General features: G+C 75.1%; 17 protein-coding genes. 7 read left to right on the top strand and 10 right to left on the bottom strand.

The genetic code is table 11. The features are described 5' to 3' along the window. Nucleotides 1–13 precede the first annotated feature (13 nt). The 3 genes from Q3Y56_RS32035 to Q3Y56_RS32025 form a co-directional block, all read right to left on the bottom strand. Entirely contained in the window at nt 14–3,106 is a 3,093-nt protein-coding gene (locus Q3Y56_RS32035; protein WP_304465224.1) for an SMC family ATPase, read from the bottom strand. Next, nucleotides 3,103–4,296, bottom strand: a complete 1,194-nt coding sequence (locus Q3Y56_RS32030) for an exonuclease SbcCD subunit D (protein WP_304465223.1) — start codon at nt 4,294–4,296, stop codon at nt 3,103–3,105. The genes Q3Y56_RS32035 and Q3Y56_RS32030 overlap by 4 nt, the downstream gene beginning before the upstream one ends. Before the next feature lie 128 nt (nt 4,297–4,424). Further along, nucleotides 4,425–4,796: a VOC family protein gene (locus Q3Y56_RS32025; RefSeq protein WP_304465222.1), complete on the bottom strand. Its 372-nt coding sequence runs from the start codon at nt 4,794–4,796 to the stop codon at nt 4,425–4,427. 127 nt (nt 4,797–4,923) lie between these two features. Between Q3Y56_RS32025 and Q3Y56_RS32020 the strand changes: the two genes are divergently transcribed. Then, the gene (locus Q3Y56_RS32020) at nt 4,924–5,484 is read left to right on the top strand and encodes a helix-turn-helix domain-containing protein (RefSeq protein WP_304465221.1); all 561 of its coding nucleotides are present in this window, start codon (nt 4,924–4,926) and stop codon (nt 5,482–5,484) included. A gap of 50 nt (nt 5,485–5,534) precedes the next feature. After that, nucleotides 5,535–6,053: a GNAT family N-acetyltransferase gene (locus Q3Y56_RS32015; RefSeq protein ID WP_304465220.1), complete on the top strand. Its 519-nt coding sequence runs from the start codon at nt 5,535–5,537 to the stop codon at nt 6,051–6,053. Between the two features lie 46 nt (nt 6,054–6,099). On the opposite strand, the gene Q3Y56_RS32010 is transcribed toward Q3Y56_RS32015, so the two are convergent. Further along, on the bottom strand, nt 6,100–6,726 hold the full coding sequence (locus Q3Y56_RS32010) for a YigZ family protein (protein WP_304465219.1): 627 nt from the start codon (nt 6,724–6,726) through the stop codon (nt 6,100–6,102). A gap of 77 nt (nt 6,727–6,803) precedes the next feature. Here Q3Y56_RS32010 and Q3Y56_RS32005 point away from each other — a divergent pair, with 77 nt between their 5' ends. After that, the gene (locus Q3Y56_RS32005) at nt 6,804–6,923 is read left to right on the top strand and encodes an LPFR motif small protein (RefSeq protein ID WP_304465218.1); all 120 of its coding nucleotides are present in this window, start codon (nt 6,804–6,806) and stop codon (nt 6,921–6,923) included. Between the two features lie 181 nt (nt 6,924–7,104). Continuing rightward, nucleotides 7,105–8,508, top strand: a complete 1,404-nt coding sequence (locus tag Q3Y56_RS32000) for a cytochrome P450 (protein ID WP_304465217.1) — start codon at nt 7,105–7,107, stop codon at nt 8,506–8,508. 9 nt (nt 8,509–8,517) lie between these two features. Here the strand turns inward: Q3Y56_RS32000 and Q3Y56_RS31995 are convergent, their stop codons facing one another. Next, nucleotides 8,518–8,709, bottom strand: coding sequence for a DUF6381 family protein (locus tag Q3Y56_RS31995; protein ID WP_304465216.1), 192 nt, complete (start codon nt 8,707–8,709; stop codon nt 8,518–8,520). Nucleotides 8,710–8,878: 169 nt separating this feature from the next. On the opposite strand from Q3Y56_RS31995, the gene Q3Y56_RS31990 reads away from it, so the two are divergent. Both Q3Y56_RS31990 and Q3Y56_RS31985 read left to right on the top strand, forming a co-directional pair. Continuing rightward, nucleotides 8,879–9,286 carry a CoA-binding protein gene (locus Q3Y56_RS31990; protein WP_304465215.1) on the top strand — a complete coding sequence of 136 codons (408 nt, stop codon included), beginning with the start codon at nt 8,879–8,881 and terminating at the stop codon, nt 9,284–9,286. A gap of 56 nt (nt 9,287–9,342) precedes the next feature. Next, entirely contained in the window at nt 9,343–9,825 is a 483-nt protein-coding gene (locus Q3Y56_RS31985; protein WP_304465214.1) for a GNAT family N-acetyltransferase, read from the top strand. A gap of 22 nt (nt 9,826–9,847) precedes the next feature. Here Q3Y56_RS31985 and Q3Y56_RS31980 read toward each other — a convergent pair whose 3' ends face one another. Continuing rightward, nucleotides 9,848–10,402, bottom strand: a complete 555-nt coding sequence (locus Q3Y56_RS31980; protein WP_304465213.1) for a YbaK/EbsC family protein — start codon at nt 10,400–10,402, stop codon at nt 9,848–9,850. Between the two features lie 99 nt (nt 10,403–10,501). Then, nucleotides 10,502–11,287, bottom strand: coding sequence for a DapH/DapD/GlmU-related protein (locus Q3Y56_RS31975; RefSeq protein ID WP_304465212.1), 786 nt, complete (start codon nt 11,285–11,287; stop codon nt 10,502–10,504). Nucleotides 11,288–11,441: 154 nt separating this feature from the next. Between Q3Y56_RS31975 and Q3Y56_RS31970 the strand changes: the two genes are divergently transcribed. Further along, on the top strand, nt 11,442–11,975 hold the full coding sequence (locus tag Q3Y56_RS31970) for a gamma carbonic anhydrase family protein (RefSeq protein ID WP_304465211.1): 534 nt from the start codon (nt 11,442–11,444) through the stop codon (nt 11,973–11,975). 193 nt (nt 11,976–12,168) lie between these two features. Here the strand turns inward: Q3Y56_RS31970 and Q3Y56_RS31965 are convergent, their stop codons facing one another. The 3 genes from Q3Y56_RS31965 to Q3Y56_RS31955 form a co-directional block, all read right to left on the bottom strand. Beyond that, nucleotides 12,169–12,864, bottom strand: a complete 696-nt coding sequence (locus tag Q3Y56_RS31965) for a DedA family protein (protein WP_304465210.1) — start codon at nt 12,862–12,864, stop codon at nt 12,169–12,171. Between the two features lie 139 nt (nt 12,865–13,003). Further along, entirely contained in the window at nt 13,004–15,223 is a 2,220-nt protein-coding gene (locus Q3Y56_RS31960; protein ID WP_304465890.1) for a glycoside hydrolase family 3 protein, read from the bottom strand. 127 nt (nt 15,224–15,350) lie between these two features. Beyond that, nucleotides 15,351–15,482 (bottom strand): hypothetical protein, encoded by a 132-nt coding sequence (locus tag Q3Y56_RS31955; RefSeq protein ID WP_304465209.1) that lies wholly within the window; start codon nt 15,480–15,482, stop codon nt 15,351–15,353. Nucleotides 15,483–15,644: the final 162 nt, after the last annotated feature.

Genomic DNA, 15,644 nt, shown 5'->3' with positions numbered 1-15,644 from the left:
TTGCCGCCCGCCGTCAGCCGGGTGTGCGGTGCACGACCACCGAGCCCGTCCGCCGCTTGACCACCTCCAGTTGGGCGGGAACACGCTGCCGCAGGTCGGCGACGTGGCTGACGATGCCCACGGTCCGGTCCCGTTCGCGCAGGGAGTCCAGGACGTCCAGCACCTCGTCCAGGGTCTGCTCGTCCAGGCTGCCGAAGCCCTCGTCGATGAAGAGCGTGTCCAGGCGGGTGCCGCCCGCCTCGTCGGTCACGACGTCGGCGAGGCCGAGGGCCAGGGCCAGCGAGGCGAAGAACGTCTCGCCGCCGGAGAGCGTGGCGGTGTCGCGTTCGCTGCCGGTCCAGGCGTCGATGACGTGCAGGCCCAGGCCCGCGCGGCGGCCGCCGGTGCGCTCGTCGGAGTGGACCAGCGTGTAGCGCCCGGACGACATGTGCTGGAGGCGGGCGCTGGCGGCGGCCGCCACCTGCTCCAGCCGTGCGGCCAGCACGTACGACTCCAGGCGCATCTTGCGCTCGTTGTCGGCCGAGGTCCCGGCGGCCAGCGAGGCGAGGCGGGCGACCCGGTCGTAGGCCGACCGCAGCGGAGCGAGCCGCCGCGCGTCGGCCACGGCCTGGGCGGACAGCCGGTCCAGCTCCGCGCAGCGGGTCCGGGCGGCGGCGTCCCTCGCGGACGCCTCGCGCAGCGCCCGGGTGGCCGCCTCCGCCAGGGCCTCGGCGGCCGGGAGGTCGGCGGGGGGCCGTGCCCCGGCCGCCGCGACGGCGGGATCGGACAGTTCGGCCTCGACCGCCGCCGACTCGCGCTGCCACTGGTCGAGCCGCTGCTGGAGGGCGTGCTGCCGGTCCGCCGGCAGCATCGCGTCGGCGGCGGCCTGCGGGGTGGGGAACCCGGCGCGGTACGCGGCGTCGGCCAGCGCCGCGTCGGCGTCCTTGAGCCGCTCGGCGGTGGCCTGGGCGGTACGCGCCGACTCGACGGCCTCGGCGAGCAGCCGGGCGCGGTGCTCCAGCACGGCGGCGCGGTCGGCCACCGCGGCGGCGCCGTCCCGGGCCTGGGCCAGCTCCTCCTCCAGCCCCTCCCGTTCCCGTACCAGGGCCTCGCGGCGCGAGGTGCGGGCGGCGGCCCCGCGCTCGGCCTCCTGTGCCTGGGCGCGGCGGCGCTCGCACTCGCGCTCGTCGTGTGCGAGGGCTTCGCGGGCGGCGTGTCCGTCCGCGGCCTCCCGCCGTGCCGTGTCGAACGCCGCGCGCAGTCCGTCCAGTTCGCGGGCGAGGGCGCCGGCGGTGGCGCCGCCGGCGCCCGCCTCGGCGGCCGCGAGCGCCTCGCGCAGGGTGGCCAGCCGGGTCTCGGCCCCGGTGCGCCGCGACTCCGCCTGCTCCGTCGCGGCCAGCGCCGCCTCCTCCGCGGCCCGGTCCACATGGCCGGCCCCGGCGCGGGCGGGCCGGGGGTGGTCCGCCGAGCCGCACACCGCGCAGGGCTCGCCGGGGCGCAGCCCGGCCGCGAGTTCGGCGGCGATGCCGCGCAGCCGCCGCTCCTTGACGTCGAGCCAGCGCTCACGCGCGGCCGCGGCGTCCTCGCGGGCGCGCAGCAGCGCCTCCTGCGCCTCGCGGGCCTCGAGGGTGAGTCGGTCGTGTTCCCAGGCCGCCTCCAGCCGTGCCTCGGCGGGGCCGATCCGGTCGCCGAGCTGGTCGGCGCGGGCGGCCGCGGCGTCGGCCTCGTCGATCCGCCGCTGGTGGGCCTGGCGGGTCGGCTCCCACTGGGCGAGCCAGTCGGCGGCCTCCTGGAGCAGTTCCTCGTCGGCGTGGGCCTCCCGGTCCAGGGCCGCGATCTCGGTGCCGATGGCATGGGCGCGCTGCTCGGCGCGGCGAGCGGCGGCGAGTCGGCCCAGGTCCTCGCGCAGCCGCCGTTCGGCGTCCGCGAGCCGGTCGCCGGGCGCGTCGGCGAGCCCCGGCGGGAGCTGGGCGCGGGCGGTCCGCTCGGCGGTGGCGGCGGCGCGCTGGTCGCGTTCGGCGCCGTCCCGCAGGTCGAGGGCGGGGGCGACGGCCGCGGCGGCGCGCGCCCGCTCCAGCCGGTCGCGCAGTTGCTCCGACTCGGCGCGCTGGGTGTCGAGTTCGGCCGCGCGCCGCCGGGCGTCGGCGTACCGCCGCCGACGGCGGTCCAGGTCCCGTACGGCCTCCAGCCGCTCACCGGCGGCCCGGTGGGCGGCCTCCGCGGTGTGCGCGGTGGCGGCCGCGATGTCGCGCAGCTCGCGGGCGGCGGTACGGGCCACGGCCGCCCACTCCAGGACGGTGTCGGCCAGCCCGGGCTCGCCCGGGGCCGGGGCGGCGCGGCCGCCGGCCTTGGCCGTACGGGCCGGCCTCGTCCGTACCCGCGAGGCGGTGCGCTGGTCGGGGACCGCGGGCCCTGCGGCGTCCCACAGCCCCAGCCGCCTGAGGTCGGCGTTGTCGCCCGCGGCCTGGGCCATGCGGTGGGCCAGCGCCAGCAGCCGCTCGTCGCCGCTGACCACCTGCTTCTCGGCGTCCCGGCGCAGCTCGGCGAGCCGGTCCTCGACGGCGGCGAACCGGCCGGTGTCGAAGAGTCTGCCCAGCAGCTTGCCGCGGGCCTCGGCGTCCGCGCGCAGGAAGCGGGCGAAGTCGCCCTGCGGCAGCAGGACGACCTGGCAGAACTGGTCCCGGCTCATGCCCAGCAGCTGGCTGATCTCCTCGCCGATCTCCTGGTGGGAGCGGCTGAGCCCCTGCCAGGTGCCGTCCGCCGCCAGCTCCCGCAGCTCGCTGTGCGCCTTCTCGGTCGTCCATCCGCGCCCGCTCTTCTTGGGGCGCTGCTGCTGCGGGCGCCGGGTGATCTCCAGCCGCCGCCCGCCGACGGTGAGTTCGAGCACGACCTGGGTGCGGGTGTGCGGGTCGGCATGGTCGCTGCGCAGGCTGAGGCCGGTGGCCTGGCGGGCGCCGGGCACCGCGCCGTACAGCGCGAAGCAGACGGCGTCCAGGACGGAGGTCTTGCCCGCGCCGGTCTGGCCGTGCAGCAGGAACAGCCCGGCGGTGGACAGCTCGTCGAAGTCGACCTCCTGGGTGCCGGCGAACGGCCCGAAGGCGGTGACGGCCAGCCGGTGCAGCCTCATCGGGCGACCTCACCGAGGCTGTCGGCGAGGCGTACGTCGTCCAGGGCGCCGGTGAGCACCGCGCGCTCGGCGGCGTCCGGCCCGTGGCCGCCGCGCACATGGGCCACGAAGTCCTCGGTGACCTGCTGGTCGGTGCGGCCGCGCAGCCGCTGGGCGTACGAGCCGCCCGGGTCCTGCGGGGTGCGTTCGGGCTCGAAGGCGATGCTGACCGTGTGCGGGAAGCGGGCGGCGAGCCGGGCCATCGGCTCGTGCGGCCGGACGGGGTCGGTGAGGGTCGCCTCGACCCACGCGTCCCGGTGGGCCTCCAGCTCCGGATCGGCCAGCAGCTCCTCCAGTCGGCCGCGGAGCCGGGCCAGCGGCCGGGGCACCGGCCAGTCGACGCGCCGGGCGGCGAGCTCGCCGCGGGCGCCGAGGTCGATCAGCCACATGCTCTTGCGGTGCCGGGCTTCGGAGAAGGAGTACGCGAGCGGGGAACCGGAGTACCGGACCCGCTCGCTGAGGGTCTGGCAGCCGTGCAGATGGCCGAGCGCGGCGTAGTCGACGCCGTCGAAGACCTCCAGCGGGACGGAGGCGACGCCGCCGACGCTGATGTCGCGTTCGCTGTCGCTGGTGGCGCCGCCGGTGACGAAGGCGTGCGCGAGGACGACGGAGCGGGTGCCCGCGGGCCGCGTGGCGAGGTCGGCGCGGACCCGGTCCATGGCGGCGCCGAGGACCGCCGCGTGCCCTCCCCCAGCTACCGCTGGGAGGTGCCCCCACCGCGGGGTGCCGAACTCCCGTCGTACCAGGGCGGGTTCCAGGTACGGCAGCCCGTAGAAGGCCACGTCGCCGTGGTCGTCGGAGAGCACCACGGGGGTGCCGCAGGCCGCGGGGTCGGTCCGCAGGTGGACGCCGGCGCGCCGCATGAGCCCGGAGCCGACGCCCAGGCGGCGGGCGGAGTCGTGGTTGCCGGAGATCAGGATGGCGGGCACGCCGAGGGCGGCGAGCTGGTGCAGGGCGTCGTCGAAGAGCTCCACGGCAGCCAGCGGCGGTACGGCGCGGTCGTAGACGTCGCCGGCGATGAGCACGGCGTCGACGCGCTCTTCGGCGACCGTGCGGACGAGGTGGGCGATGATCTCGCGCTGCGCGTCGCGCAGGCTGATCCGGTGGAACGACCTGCCCAGATGCCAGTCCGAGGTGTGCAGAATCCTCACCGCGCCGCTCCGACCCGCATCTGTTCCCTTCCTCCGACCGCCCGGGACACGGTAATGCCCCCGACGGCCCGCTCGGGCGCCGGCCTCCTTTTTCGGTCAGCGGGGGCGGCGGGAACGGACGGGGTCGGTCAGGCGGCGCTGATGCAGAAGGGCTGCCCGGAGGGGTCCAGCAGCACCGTCCAGTGCTTGCCGCCGGGCTGGTGGTCCGGCTTGGTGGCGCCGAGCGCGAGCAGGCGCTCCTCGGCGGCCGCGACGTCGTCGAAGGCCAGGTCCAGGTGGAAGACGAGTTCGTCCTCGGGCCAGTTGGGCGCGGTGAAGCTCTTGGCGGTGTAGAAGACGTAGGTGGTCGTGCCGTCGCTGATCATCGCCGCGCTGTCGCCGAAGGTCTGGGTGACCTTCCAGCCCAGGGCGGCGGCGTAGAAGTCCGCGAGCGCCTTGCCGTCGTGTCCCCAGAAGGCCGCGCACTTGATCTTGGCTGTCGGGGCGGTGGTGCTGGTCATCGCGGTCGTCAGTCCTGTTCTCAAGGGGAGTGGGTGATGCGGCCACGCTATGACCGGTTGAGGACAGTGGCTGACCTAGACACTCACCCCCTTCCCTGCTTCCCATATCCGGGATAACATCCTGGATATGGGAGAAGACATCGAGGCCCGCCTGGCGGCGCGGTTGGCGGAGCTGCGGGCGGAGCGCGGCTGGTCGCTCGAGGAGGTCGCGCGGCGCGCCGACGTGAGCCGTTCGACGCTGTCGCGGCTGGAGCGGGCCGAGATCAGCCCGACGGCGGCGCTGCTGGGCAGGCTGTGCGTGGCGTACGAGCGGACGATGTCGCAGTTGCTGGCCGAGGTCGAGTCGGAGCCGCCGCAGCTGGTCCGGGCCGACCGGCAGACGGTGTGGCAGGACGAGGCCTCGGGCTTCACCCGCCGGTCGGTGTCCCCGCCCCATCCCGGCCTGCGCGGCGAGATCGTCGAGGGCGTCCTGCGGCCGGGTGCGGACATCTCGTACGACGGGCCGCCCGTGCCCGGCCTGGAGCAGCACATCTGGGTGCTGGAGGGCGCGCTGGAGGTCACCGCGGGCGGCGCCGCGCACCTGATACGGGCCGGGGACTGCCTGCGCTTCCGGTTGTGGGACCGGTCGCGGTTCCGCTGCCCGGGGCCCGACCCGGTCCGTTACGCGCTGGTGCTCGTCCTGCCGTGAGCCGGGCCGCCGCTCCCCTCACATCCCACCCATACCGAAGGAACCCCGCTGTGCGCACGATCACCCGCCTGTCCGCCGACGACTTCCGCGACAGCCTCAAGAGCCTGGCCGACCTCCTCGTCGACGCCGTGGACGACGGCTCCTCCCTCGGCTTCCTCGCCCCGTTCCACCAGGAGGCGGCAGCGGCCTGGTGGCGCACCCGGCAGCCCGCCGTGGCCGACGGCAGCCTCATGGTGTGGGCCGCCCAGGGGCCCGACGGCATAGCCGGTACGGTCAGCCTCGCCCTGGAGCCCAAGCCCGCAGGCCGGCACCGGGCCGAGATAGTCAAACTCATGGTGCACCGCGACGCCCGCGGCCAGGGGCTGGGCCGCGCGCTCCTCACCACCGCCGAACAGGCAGCCGCCCGGGCTGGCATCACCCTGCTGCTGCTCGACACCGAGTCCGGCACCACCGCGGAGGGGCTGTACCGCTCCACGGGCTGGACCCGGTACGGCATCGTCCCCGACTACGCGGCCGAGCCCGCGGGTTCACTCCGCGACTGCAGTTTCTTCTACAAGCGGCTCGGCTGAGCCGGTACAAGCGGCTCGGCTGATCCGGCGCCCGGCGGTCAGGCGGTCAGGCGTCGCCGTACGCCTCGCCGCCCACCTCCAGCGTCGCCGTGCCCGCGGTGGCGTCCGCCAGCCATGCCCCGAACGCCTCGATGTCGGCCTCCGGCAGCCCGATCTCGATCGTGACGGTCTCGGCGTACCGCACGTCGCGCACGGCCCGGCCGGTCGCCCGCAGATCGTTCTCGACCTTCCCGGCCCGCTGGTGGTCCACGGTGACGGTCGCCAGCCGGAAGCGCTGCCGGGTTACCGTGCCCAGGGCGTCGAGCGCCTCGCCGACCGCGCCGCCGTAGGCGCGGATGAGACCCCCCGCGCCGAGCTTGACCCCGCCGAAGTACCGGGTGACGACGGCCACGACGTACCGCATCTCGCGGCGCACCAGCATCTGGAGCATGGGCACACCCGCCGTACCACCCGGCTCTCCGTCGTCGCTCGCCTTCTGGACGCCGCCGTCGGCGCCGATCACGTAGGCGAAGCAGTTGTGGGTCGCGGTCGGGTGCTCGGCACGGACACGGCGGACGAAGTCCTGCGCCTCCCGCTCCGTGGCGGCGGGGGCGAGCGCGCAGATGAAGCGCGACTTGCTGATCTCGACCTCGTGCACGCCTTCGCGCGCGACGGTCCGGTACCGCTCCTGCATCACCCCACCCTACGCGGCCCCCGAAGCGAGATCCGAGGGAGGAGGATGGGGGTGGTATTCCCAGCGAGGAGGTGGCCATGTTCAGCGCCATCGCCGATGTGCTCCGCGCCATCGGCCACGCGATCGCGACCGTCGTCACCCTGCCGTTCCGGGCACTCGCCCGGCTCTTCGGGGGCGCCTCACGCCCCGCCCACTGACGCGGGCCCGGCGCGGGCCTTTCGGGTGAGGGGTGTCCCGCGGCGGTACGCGCGGTACGGGGCCGGGTAGCCGTCGATCAAGCAGGCGCACGGGGCGTCTGGCCCGGTCGTCGATCAAGCAGGCGCCGAGGCGCCTGGCTCGGTCGGGGACGGCGGACGACGGCGGAAGGGGCACGCGCCCGTGGAGCGTTCGAGCACCGCCGCGATCCGCCTGGCGTCGCCCCGGGACCGGGCCCGTGTGGCGGCCGTGGTGATGGCGCCGCTCATCGCGCAGGGGGCTGTCCTCAGGCGGCCGCGGATGCTCGCGCTTGCCGACCGGTGGGACACCAACCGCAAAGCCTGCGACCTCATGGGTGAGCTGCGCGGGCGGTACGGCGACGCGCCCCTGTCGGTCGATCTGATGGGCCGCCGGATCCTGCTGCTGCTGTCACCGGGGGACGTGCGGGCGGTGCTGTCCGCCACGCCCCGGCCGTTCACGCCCGCCGGCCGCGAGAAGCGCGCCGCGCTGGCGCACTTCCAGCCCGACGGAGTCCTGATCTCGCCGCTGCCGGACCGGGACGACCGCAGACGGTTCAACGAGGCCGTGCTGGACACCGCGCGTCCGGTGCACCGGCTCGCGGACGCCATGGCCGGGCGGATCCGCGAGGAGGCCGCGGAACTGGCGGCGACCGCCCGCGGCAGCGCCCTGCTGACCTGGGACGCGTTCGCCCCGGCCGCCGACCGCGTCGTCCGGCGGATCGTGCTGGGGGACGGAGCCCGGGACGACCAGCGGCTCACCGAGCTGCTGCGCGCGCTGCGCGCCGACGCCAACTGGTCCTACCTGCGCCGCCCGCGGCACCGACTACGGGAACGATTCACCCAGCGGCTGCGCGCACACCTGGAGCGCGCCGAGCCGGGCAGCCTCGCGTCGCTGCTGCGGCAGGCGCCCCGTACCGCGCGGACCGAGCCCGAGGGGCAGGTCCCGCACTGGCTGTTCGCCTACGACGCCGTCGCCATGACCACTTTCACCACCCTGGCCGTGCTCGCCGCTCAGCCGGACCAGGCGGACCAGGTGCGCGAGGAGCTCGCGCGGCGCGGCGCGAGCCGGACCGCGGACCCGAACGGTACGCCGCGCCTGCGGGCCTGCTTCCTGGAGACGCTGCGGCTGTGGCCCACGACGCCGGTGATCCTGCGCGAGACCACGGACTCGACGCCCTGGCACGGCGGGACGATTCCGCCGGGAGTCACCACGGTGACGGTGAGTACGTTCTTCCACCGGGACCCGGAGCACCTGCCGCACCCGGACCTCTTCATGCCCGAGCGGTGGCTCGACGGCGACGCCGATCCCGGGCCGGGGGTGGTGCCGTTCACCGCCGGGCCCGCCGAGTGCCCGGGCCGGAACCTGGTGCTGTTCACCGCCGTCACGCTGCTCGCCGCGCTCCTGGAGGAGACCGGGTACCGGCCGCTGACACCGGGTCTGGCCGCGTACCGGCGGCTTCCGTGCACGGTCGACCACACGGCGCTGCGCCTGCGCGCCGAGCCCGCGCCGACCGTCGCCGAGGACGCACCGACTGCTGCCGAGCCCGCGCCGACCGCCGCGGGGTGATCCGCCGCCTCACTCCCGGGGGTAGATGTCCCCTGCCGCCATGCCGCTCTCCTGCTCGCTCTGGCTCTCCAACCGGCGGGCCTCCTCCTGGAGCCGCTTGCGCTCCGCGGGGTCCTTCGCGCGCTCCGCGGCCTGCTTCGTCTCCCGGGCCTTCTCCCGCAGCTGCTTGGCCCTGCCGCGGGACTCGCCTGCGTCGCCCATGATCGCTCCCTGGTGTCGGGTGGTGCTGGTCATCAGCGAAGCACCGGCTCAGGACCGACGCATCCGGAAGGCGCACCCGTGGCCGTTGGGCCCCCGCGCGGGGAATCTTGGGGACGGGCACGCGGTTGTGCCCAGCACGACCGGTTTTCGTCCCCCAGGGAGGCAGGGCATGTACGGCGATCCAGCGACGGTTCGCAAGATCCTCACGGAACTCGGCGACACGTGGGCGGTCGTGGGCCTGTCCGCCAACCAGCGGCGCGCGGCGTACGGCGTGGCGGAGGTCCTCCAGCGCTACGGCAAGCGGATCGTGCCCGTGCACCCGAAGGCAGAGACGGTGCACGGGGAGAAGGGATACGCCTCCCTGTCCGAGGTGCCCTTCGAGATCGACGTGGTGGACGTCTTCGTCAACAGCGACCTCGCCGGAGGCATCGCCGACGAGGCGGTCGCCGTCGGGGCCAAGGCGGTCTGGTTCCAGCTCGGCGTGGTGGACGAGGAGGCGTGGCACCGCACCCGCGCGGCGGGCCTGGACATGGTGATGGACCGCTGCCCGGCGATCGAGATACCCCGCCTCGGCTGAGCGGAGGCCCGGTGAGTGGATACCCGCCGAGCGGAAGTCTGCGCTAGCGTCCGTCCATGATCACGATACGTGCCGCAGGCCCCGACGACGCCGTGGAACTGGTGCGCCTGCGCAGGCTGATGTTCGCGGACATGAGCGGGCGCGACGAACCAGGTCCGTGGGAGGAGACGGCGCGGCGGACGGCGGCGCGGCAGCTGGCCGAGGACGCGCCGGTGCTGGGCGCGTTCGTGGTGGACGGCGAGGCGGCCGACGGGGGTCGTCACCTCGCCGCCTGCGCGGTGGGGCGGGTGGAGGAGCGGCTGCCCGCGCCCGGCCATCCCACCGGGCGCTTCGGGTTCGTCTTCACCGTGTGCACCGACCCCCGGTACCGGGGCCGGGGGTATGCCCGCGCGACGACCGAGGCCCTGCTGGACTGGTTCGCGACGCGGGGCGTCACCCGGGTCGATCTGCACGCGACCCCGGACGCGGAGGCGCTGTACCGGGGCCTGGGGTTCGCCGAGCACTCCATCGCGCTGTCGCTGGACCTGTCCGAGCGCTGAGTGCGGGGCTCCCGGGGCGCCGTCAGACGGCCAGCCCCTCCAGCACGGTGGCGCCGGGGAGCCCGGCCAGAGCCTTGCCCGGCACGATCAGCTTGCCCCGGCGGCTGCCGCTGCCGATGAGCGCGTACGGAGCGTCGGCGACGGCGGCGTCGACCAGCAGCGGCCAGTCGGCGGGCAGGCCGATCGGGGTGATGCCGCCGAACTCCATGCCGGTCGCGCCGATGGCGGTGTCCATCGGCGCGAACGAGGCCTTGCGCGCCCCGAGATGGCGGCGGACGACGCCGTTGACGTCCGCCCGGGTGTGCGCGAGGACCAGGCACGCGGCGAGGGTCGACTCGCCACCGCGCTTGCCCGCGACGACGACGCAGTTGGCGGACTGCTCCAGCAGCCAGGAGCCGTAGTTCTCCACGAGGACGGCCGTGTCCGCCTTCTCGGGGTCGGTGTCCACGTAGGACAGCTGGTCCACCGGCACCGGCCCGCTCCAGGCGCGCAGCGCGGCGGCGACGGGCTCGGTCAGCAGATCCAGGCACTCGATCGCGGGCCGGACATCGTCGAAGGCATCCATCGGTGTCCTCATGGTCGCCAAGGTAACAGCAGCTCCGGGGCGGTCGCGGCGCCGTCTCGGCGGGCGGGAGGCGGGCTCGCCCGCCGGCGCGGTGGAGCGGGCCTCCGCGGGCTAGGCGGTGTCCGGGGCCGCCGCCGGCCGGGGCTCCGGCTCACCCGCCGCCGGGTCCTCCAGGGCGGCCAGGGCCAGCAGTTCGTCGGCGGTCATGCCCACCGGTACGGGCACGGGCGGCGGGGTGCGCAGAGGCGGCTGCCAGCCCGTCCCCGGGTCCCAGCGCCGCACGATCTTCGCGGGCGCGCCCGCGACCACGGCGTGGTCGGGCACCTGGCCCCGTACGACGGCGCCCGCCGCGACCACCACGTTCCGGCCGAGCCGTGCGCCGGGCAGGACGACGGCGCCGGCGCCGAGCCAGCTGCCCGCGCCGATCGTCACCGGCGCGCAGCGCGGCCACTGCCTGCCGACGGGCTGGTCGGGGTCGTCGTAACTGTGGTTGTCGCTGGTGATGTAGACGTACGGGCCGCAGAAGACGTCGCGTTCGATGACGACCGGCCGGGAGGCCACCACGTGGCTGCCCCGCCCGAGGACCACGCCGTCCGCCAGCCGCAGCACCGGATCAGGGCCGAGGTCGACGCCGGGCATCATCCCGGCGGTGAGGGTGACCTGCTCGGCTATGACGCAGTGCTCACCGAGCTCGATCCACTCCTCGCCGAACACCGTGCCCAGCGGGAACGCCAGGCGGGTGCCGGTGCCGATGCGGCGGAAGCGGTACGGGCCGGGGCGCTGGGCGGTCACCGCGCCCGCCTCGCGCACCCACCGCCAGCCGCGGTGCACCGCGCGCGAGACGGCCCGGCGCCGGGCGGCGGCGAGCGATGAGAACACGTTCCGGTTCTTCGGCACCCGCCCACCGTATCGGCCCCGCGCGGCGCCTCCGGCGCCGGTCCGGGAGCTGTGATCTTGCCCGCACCCGTGCCCGGCGGTCCGGCCGGTCGCCTACGGTGCCCCCAGGCGCGACATGTGAGTGGCTGGGCCTTGAGAGAACCGAGGAGCGAGCGTGACGATGAGTGCGTTGATCGCGGGTGTGGGCGGGCATGAGCCGAAGATCGATCCGGGGGCGTTCACCGCGCCGACCTCGGTCGTGCTCGGCGACGTCACGCTGGCCGCGGGCGCGAGCGTCTGGTACCACGCCGTCCTGCGCGCGGACTGCGGCCCGATCGTGCTCGGGGCCGACAGCAACATCCAGGACAACTGCACCGTGCACGTGGACCCCGGGTTCCCGGTCAGCGTCGGCGCGCGGGTGACCGTCGGGCACAACGCCGTGCTGCACGGCTGCACGGTCGAGGACGACGTGCTCGTCGGCATGGGCGCGACGATCCTCAACGGCGCCCGGATCGGGGCGGGCTCGCTGGTGGCGGCTCAGGCGCTGGTCCCGCAGGGGATGCAGGTCCCGCCCGGCTCGCTGGTCGCCGGGGTGCCCGCCAAGGTCAGGCGGGAGCTGACCGCGGAGGAGCGCGAGCACATCAAGCTCAACGCGGCGATGTACCTCGGGCTGGCCGAGGCCCACCGCGAGGTGCCGCCCGGCGACTGAGTCCCGCGGCCAGGTCCCGACCGGGCCGCCGCCCGGCGGCTTCGGGTCGGGCCGCCGGGGCATGCCCCCGAGGTCCCGCCCCGCAGCGCGTGCGCCCGCCGAAACGGCGATCACCCGGGCCGGCCGAGGCCGGTCCGGGTGATCGTCGTGTGGAGGGCGCGAGCGCGGGTCCGGGTCGGGCCCGGCTCGGCGGTCAGTCCCGCGCGGGCACCGACGCCGGGGCGCTCTCCCCGGCGGGTTCCGGCGTGGACAGCGCGGCCTGCGCCTCGGCCGCCTCGCGGGCCGCGGCGGCCTTCTTCGCGCGCATCTTCATCATGACCAGCGAGCCGAGGCCGAAGAGCAGCGCCGCGACCAGGCCCAGCCAGGAGAACTTCTTGAGGTAGTCCTCGGCGACCTTGCCGACGGAGTAGATGACCGCGACGGTGCCGCCCGCCCAGATGATGCCGCCGAGGACGTTGGCGATGGCGAACTTCCAGTACGGCATCCGCAGGACACCGGCGAGCGGACCGGCGAAGATCCGCAGCAGGGCGATGAAGCGGCCGAAGAAGACGGCCCACATGCCCCACTTCTGGAACGACCGCTCGGCGGTCGCCACATGATCGGCGCTGAAGTGCTTGGGGAACTTTCGCCCCAGCCAGTTCAGCAGCGGTTGCCCGCCCTTGCGCCCGATCAGATAGCCGATCGAGTCACCGATGACCGCGCCCGCGATGGCGCAGGCACCGAGGATGTACGGGTTGATGTGGTCCTGTGAGGACGCCATCAGCGTCGCGGTGACCAGAACGATCTCGCCTGGCAGCGGGATGCCCAGGCTCTCCAGCCCGATGACCACCCCCACGATCGCGTACACGCTGACCGCGGGCACGCTCTCCAGCCACTGTTCGATATGCAACGCCGTGTCCTCCCGTGTGACTGTCTGGAGCCCCCGATGTGCGCCCGGCTCCGGGCGCACACCCGGGGAAGACTACTGGATCGCCGCGGCGGTTCCCCTCGTCAGCGGTGCGTCTGCGCATCAGCGGGACATCGGTACATCACCGTGACATCGGCACGTCGACGGAGCCGCGCAGCCGCAGGTCGCGGGAGGAGGAGCCGACCTCGACGGTACGGCGGCCGGTGCCCGCCACCCAGTCGTGCCGGGCGGTGTCCCACGAGGACAGGGTCCGGCGGGTGATGCGGACCCGGAGCGTGCGGGCCTCCCCCGGGCGCAGTTCGACGCGCTGGTAGCCGGCGAGGATCCGTACCGGCTGGGGCATCTGGATGCCGGGCGCCGGGCCGAGGTAGACCTGGGCGACCTCGGCTCCGGTCCGCCGCCCGGTGTTGCGGACGGTGAAGCTCGCCTCCACGTCGCCGCCGCGGGCCAGCAGTCGCAGCCCGCGGTAGTCGAACGTGGTGTACGACAGGCCGTGGCCGAAGGGGAACAGCGGCGCGGTGCGCTGCGCGTCGTACCAGCGGTAGCCGAGGAAGACGCCCTCGGAGTACTCCTCGCGGCCGAGGACGCCGGGGTAGCGCAGGGTGTCCCCGGCGACGGGGTGGCGGGTGTCGGAGGCCGGGAAGGACTGGGTGAGCTTGCCGCCGGGGTTGGCGTCGCCGAAGAGCAGTGCGGTGGTGGCGCCGGCCCCTTCCTGTCCCGGGTAGTACATCTGCAGCACGGCGCCGGTGCGCGCGAGCCAGGGCATGGCGGTGCAGGAGGAGGTGTTGAGGACGACGGTGGTGCGCGGGTTGGCAGCCGTGACCGCCGCGATGAGCTCCTCCTGGTGGCCGGGCAGGGCGATGGTGGTGCGGTCCTGGCCCTCGGTGGCGTCCTCGTACGCGAACAGCACGGCGCTGCGGGCGGCGCGGGCGGCGCGGGCGGCCTCGGCGACGTCGGCGGCGCGGGTGGCGGCGGTGATCCGGCGCAGCCGGATGGTCTGCCCGGCGTCGCCGCCCCGGGCGGTGATCCGCAGCCGGTGCGGGCCCGCCGGGAGCCGGTCGTAGGTGTGGCGGCGTACGGAGAGGCCGTCCGGCGCGGTGCCGACCAGGCCGCCGGTGAAGTACTCGCCGAGGCCGGGGATCGCCGGGAAGAGTTCGACGCCGTCGAGGGTGACGGCGGGGCGCCGGCCGGAGTAGTGGAGGACGAAGGTCCATTCCTCGGCCGCGCCGACGGTGAGGGTGCCGTCGTAGGTCCAGGTCTGTCCGGCAGGTACCCGCTGCTCCTCCAGGTCGGCGGCGGGGCTGAGCGCTCCGGCGGGCAGGGGCTTGCCGTACAGGTCCTCGCCGAGGGCGTAGGCGACGCGGGCGCCGCGTCCGGCGCGGGCCCGGATGGCGTCCAGCGGGCTGTCGGCCCGGTCGGGGATGACGTGGGCGCTGCCACCGCCGCTGACGAAGGGGACGCTGCCGGTGGGGCCGATGACGGCGATGTCGCGGGCGGCGGGGCCGGTGAGCGGCAGGGTGGCGCGCTCGTTGCGGAGCAGGACGCCGCCCGCGAGGGCGACCCTCAGCGCGGTACGGGCGCCGGCGGCCGGGTCGCGCTCGGGTCGGGGCGGCGCGCTGCCGTCGAGCAGGCCGAAGCGGTCCAGGACGGTCAGCACGCGGCCGGCGGCACGGTCGACGTGGGCGCGGGGGACGAGCCCGGTGGTGACGGCCGCCTTGAGCGCGGCGCCGAAGTACGTGTCGTTCGGCATCTCCATGTCGAGCCCGGCGGCGAGGGCGGGGCCGGTGCTGTGGGTGGCGAACCAGTCGGACATCACCCAGCCGGTGAAGCCCCAGCGGTCGCGCAGGATGCCGGTCAGCAGGGCCTGGTTCTCGCAGGCGTAGGTGCCGTTGACCTTGTTGTACGCGCCCATGACGGCCCCGGCGCCGGCCCGTACGGCGGCCTCGAAGCCGCGCAGCTCGGTCTCGTGCAGGGTGCGTTCGTCGATCCGGACGTCGATCGACATCCGCTCGTGCTCCTGGTTGTTCACGGCGTAGTGCTTGACGGTGGCGATCAGGCCCTCGGCCTGGATGCCCTGGATCTCGGCGGCCACCAGGTCGGCGGAGAGCAGCGGGTCCTCGGCGAAGGTCTCGAAGTTCCGTCCGGCGTACGGAGTGCGGATGAGGTTGACCATCGGGGACAGCAGGACGTCCTGGCCCAGGGCCCGGCCCTCGTGTCCGATGGTGCGGCCGTAGGCGCGGGCGAGCTCGGGGTCGAAGGCGGAGGCGAGCAGGACGGGGGCGGGCAGCGCGGTGGCGTGGCGGGTGACCCGTACTCCGGCGGGCCCGTCGGCGAGCCGGATCGGGGGGATGCCGAGCCTGGGGACGCCGGGGAGGTATCCGGCCTGGCCGAGCTTGGCGGGGTCGGTGGCGCCGTGCAGCAGGGAGATCTTCTCGTCGAGGGTCAGCCGACCCAGCAGGGACGCGATGTCAGCGGCGGGGGCGGTCGGCGGGCGGGGGCTCGGGGGCGGCGGCCGCTGGGGAGGCGCCGGTGGCCGCGGCGACGGAGATCGCCCCGCCCAGGAGTCGGATCGCGGACCTTCGGGTCACTGCGTCGGGCATGGGCCGTCACTCCCTATGTCTCCTATGAGGGGGGAAGAGGTGCGGAACTGCGCGATGTCGCGCTGTGTCCAGTGTTGGCCTACGAAGCGTGACGGCCAAGGGGCGACGCGCCGCGAATTCGAAACGGTGGCGGACATGCCGCTGCCCGCCGCACCAGGGGTG

It is taken from the genome of Streptomyces sp. XD-27, from assembly GCF_030553055.1.
GTDB lineage: Bacteria > Actinomycetota > Actinomycetes > Streptomycetales > Streptomycetaceae > Streptomyces.
The sequence above is the reverse complement of the archived record's forward strand: the minus strand, read 5'-3'. Positions and strand labels throughout refer to the sequence as shown.

What these genes read in the sequence shown, in the direction of transcription:
- Q3Y56_RS32025 (WP_304465222.1), bottom strand. Translation starts at nt 4,796, where the DNA reads ATGACCAGCACCACCGCCCCGACAGCCAAGATCAAGTGCGCGGCCTTC.
- Q3Y56_RS31955 (WP_304465209.1), bottom strand. Translation starts at nt 15,482, where the DNA reads ATGCCCGACGCAGTGACCCGAAGGTCCGCGATCCGACTCCTGGGCGGG.
- Q3Y56_RS31985 (WP_304465214.1), top strand. Translation starts at nt 9,343, where the DNA reads ATGATCACGATACGTGCCGCAGGCCCCGACGACGCCGTGGAACTGGTG.
- Q3Y56_RS31995 (WP_304465216.1), bottom strand. Translation starts at nt 8,709, where the DNA reads ATGGGCGACGCAGGCGAGTCCCGCGGCAGGGCCAAGCAGCTGCGGGAG.
- Q3Y56_RS31980 (WP_304465213.1), bottom strand. Translation starts at nt 10,402, where the DNA reads ATGAGGACACCGATGGATGCCTTCGACGATGTCCGGCCCGCGATCGAG.
- Q3Y56_RS32020 (WP_304465221.1), top strand. Translation starts at nt 4,924, where the DNA reads ATGGGAGAAGACATCGAGGCCCGCCTGGCGGCGCGGTTGGCGGAGCTG.
- Q3Y56_RS31990 (WP_304465215.1), top strand. Translation starts at nt 8,879, where the DNA reads ATGTACGGCGATCCAGCGACGGTTCGCAAGATCCTCACGGAACTCGGC.
- Q3Y56_RS32005 (WP_304465218.1), top strand. Translation starts at nt 6,804, where the DNA reads ATGTTCAGCGCCATCGCCGATGTGCTCCGCGCCATCGGCCACGCGATC.
- Q3Y56_RS32010 (WP_304465219.1), bottom strand. Translation starts at nt 6,726, where the DNA reads ATGCAGGAGCGGTACCGGACCGTCGCGCGCGAAGGCGTGCACGAGGTC.
- Q3Y56_RS32035 (WP_304465224.1), bottom strand. Translation starts at nt 3,106, where the DNA reads ATGAGGCTGCACCGGCTGGCCGTCACCGCCTTCGGGCCGTTCGCCGGC.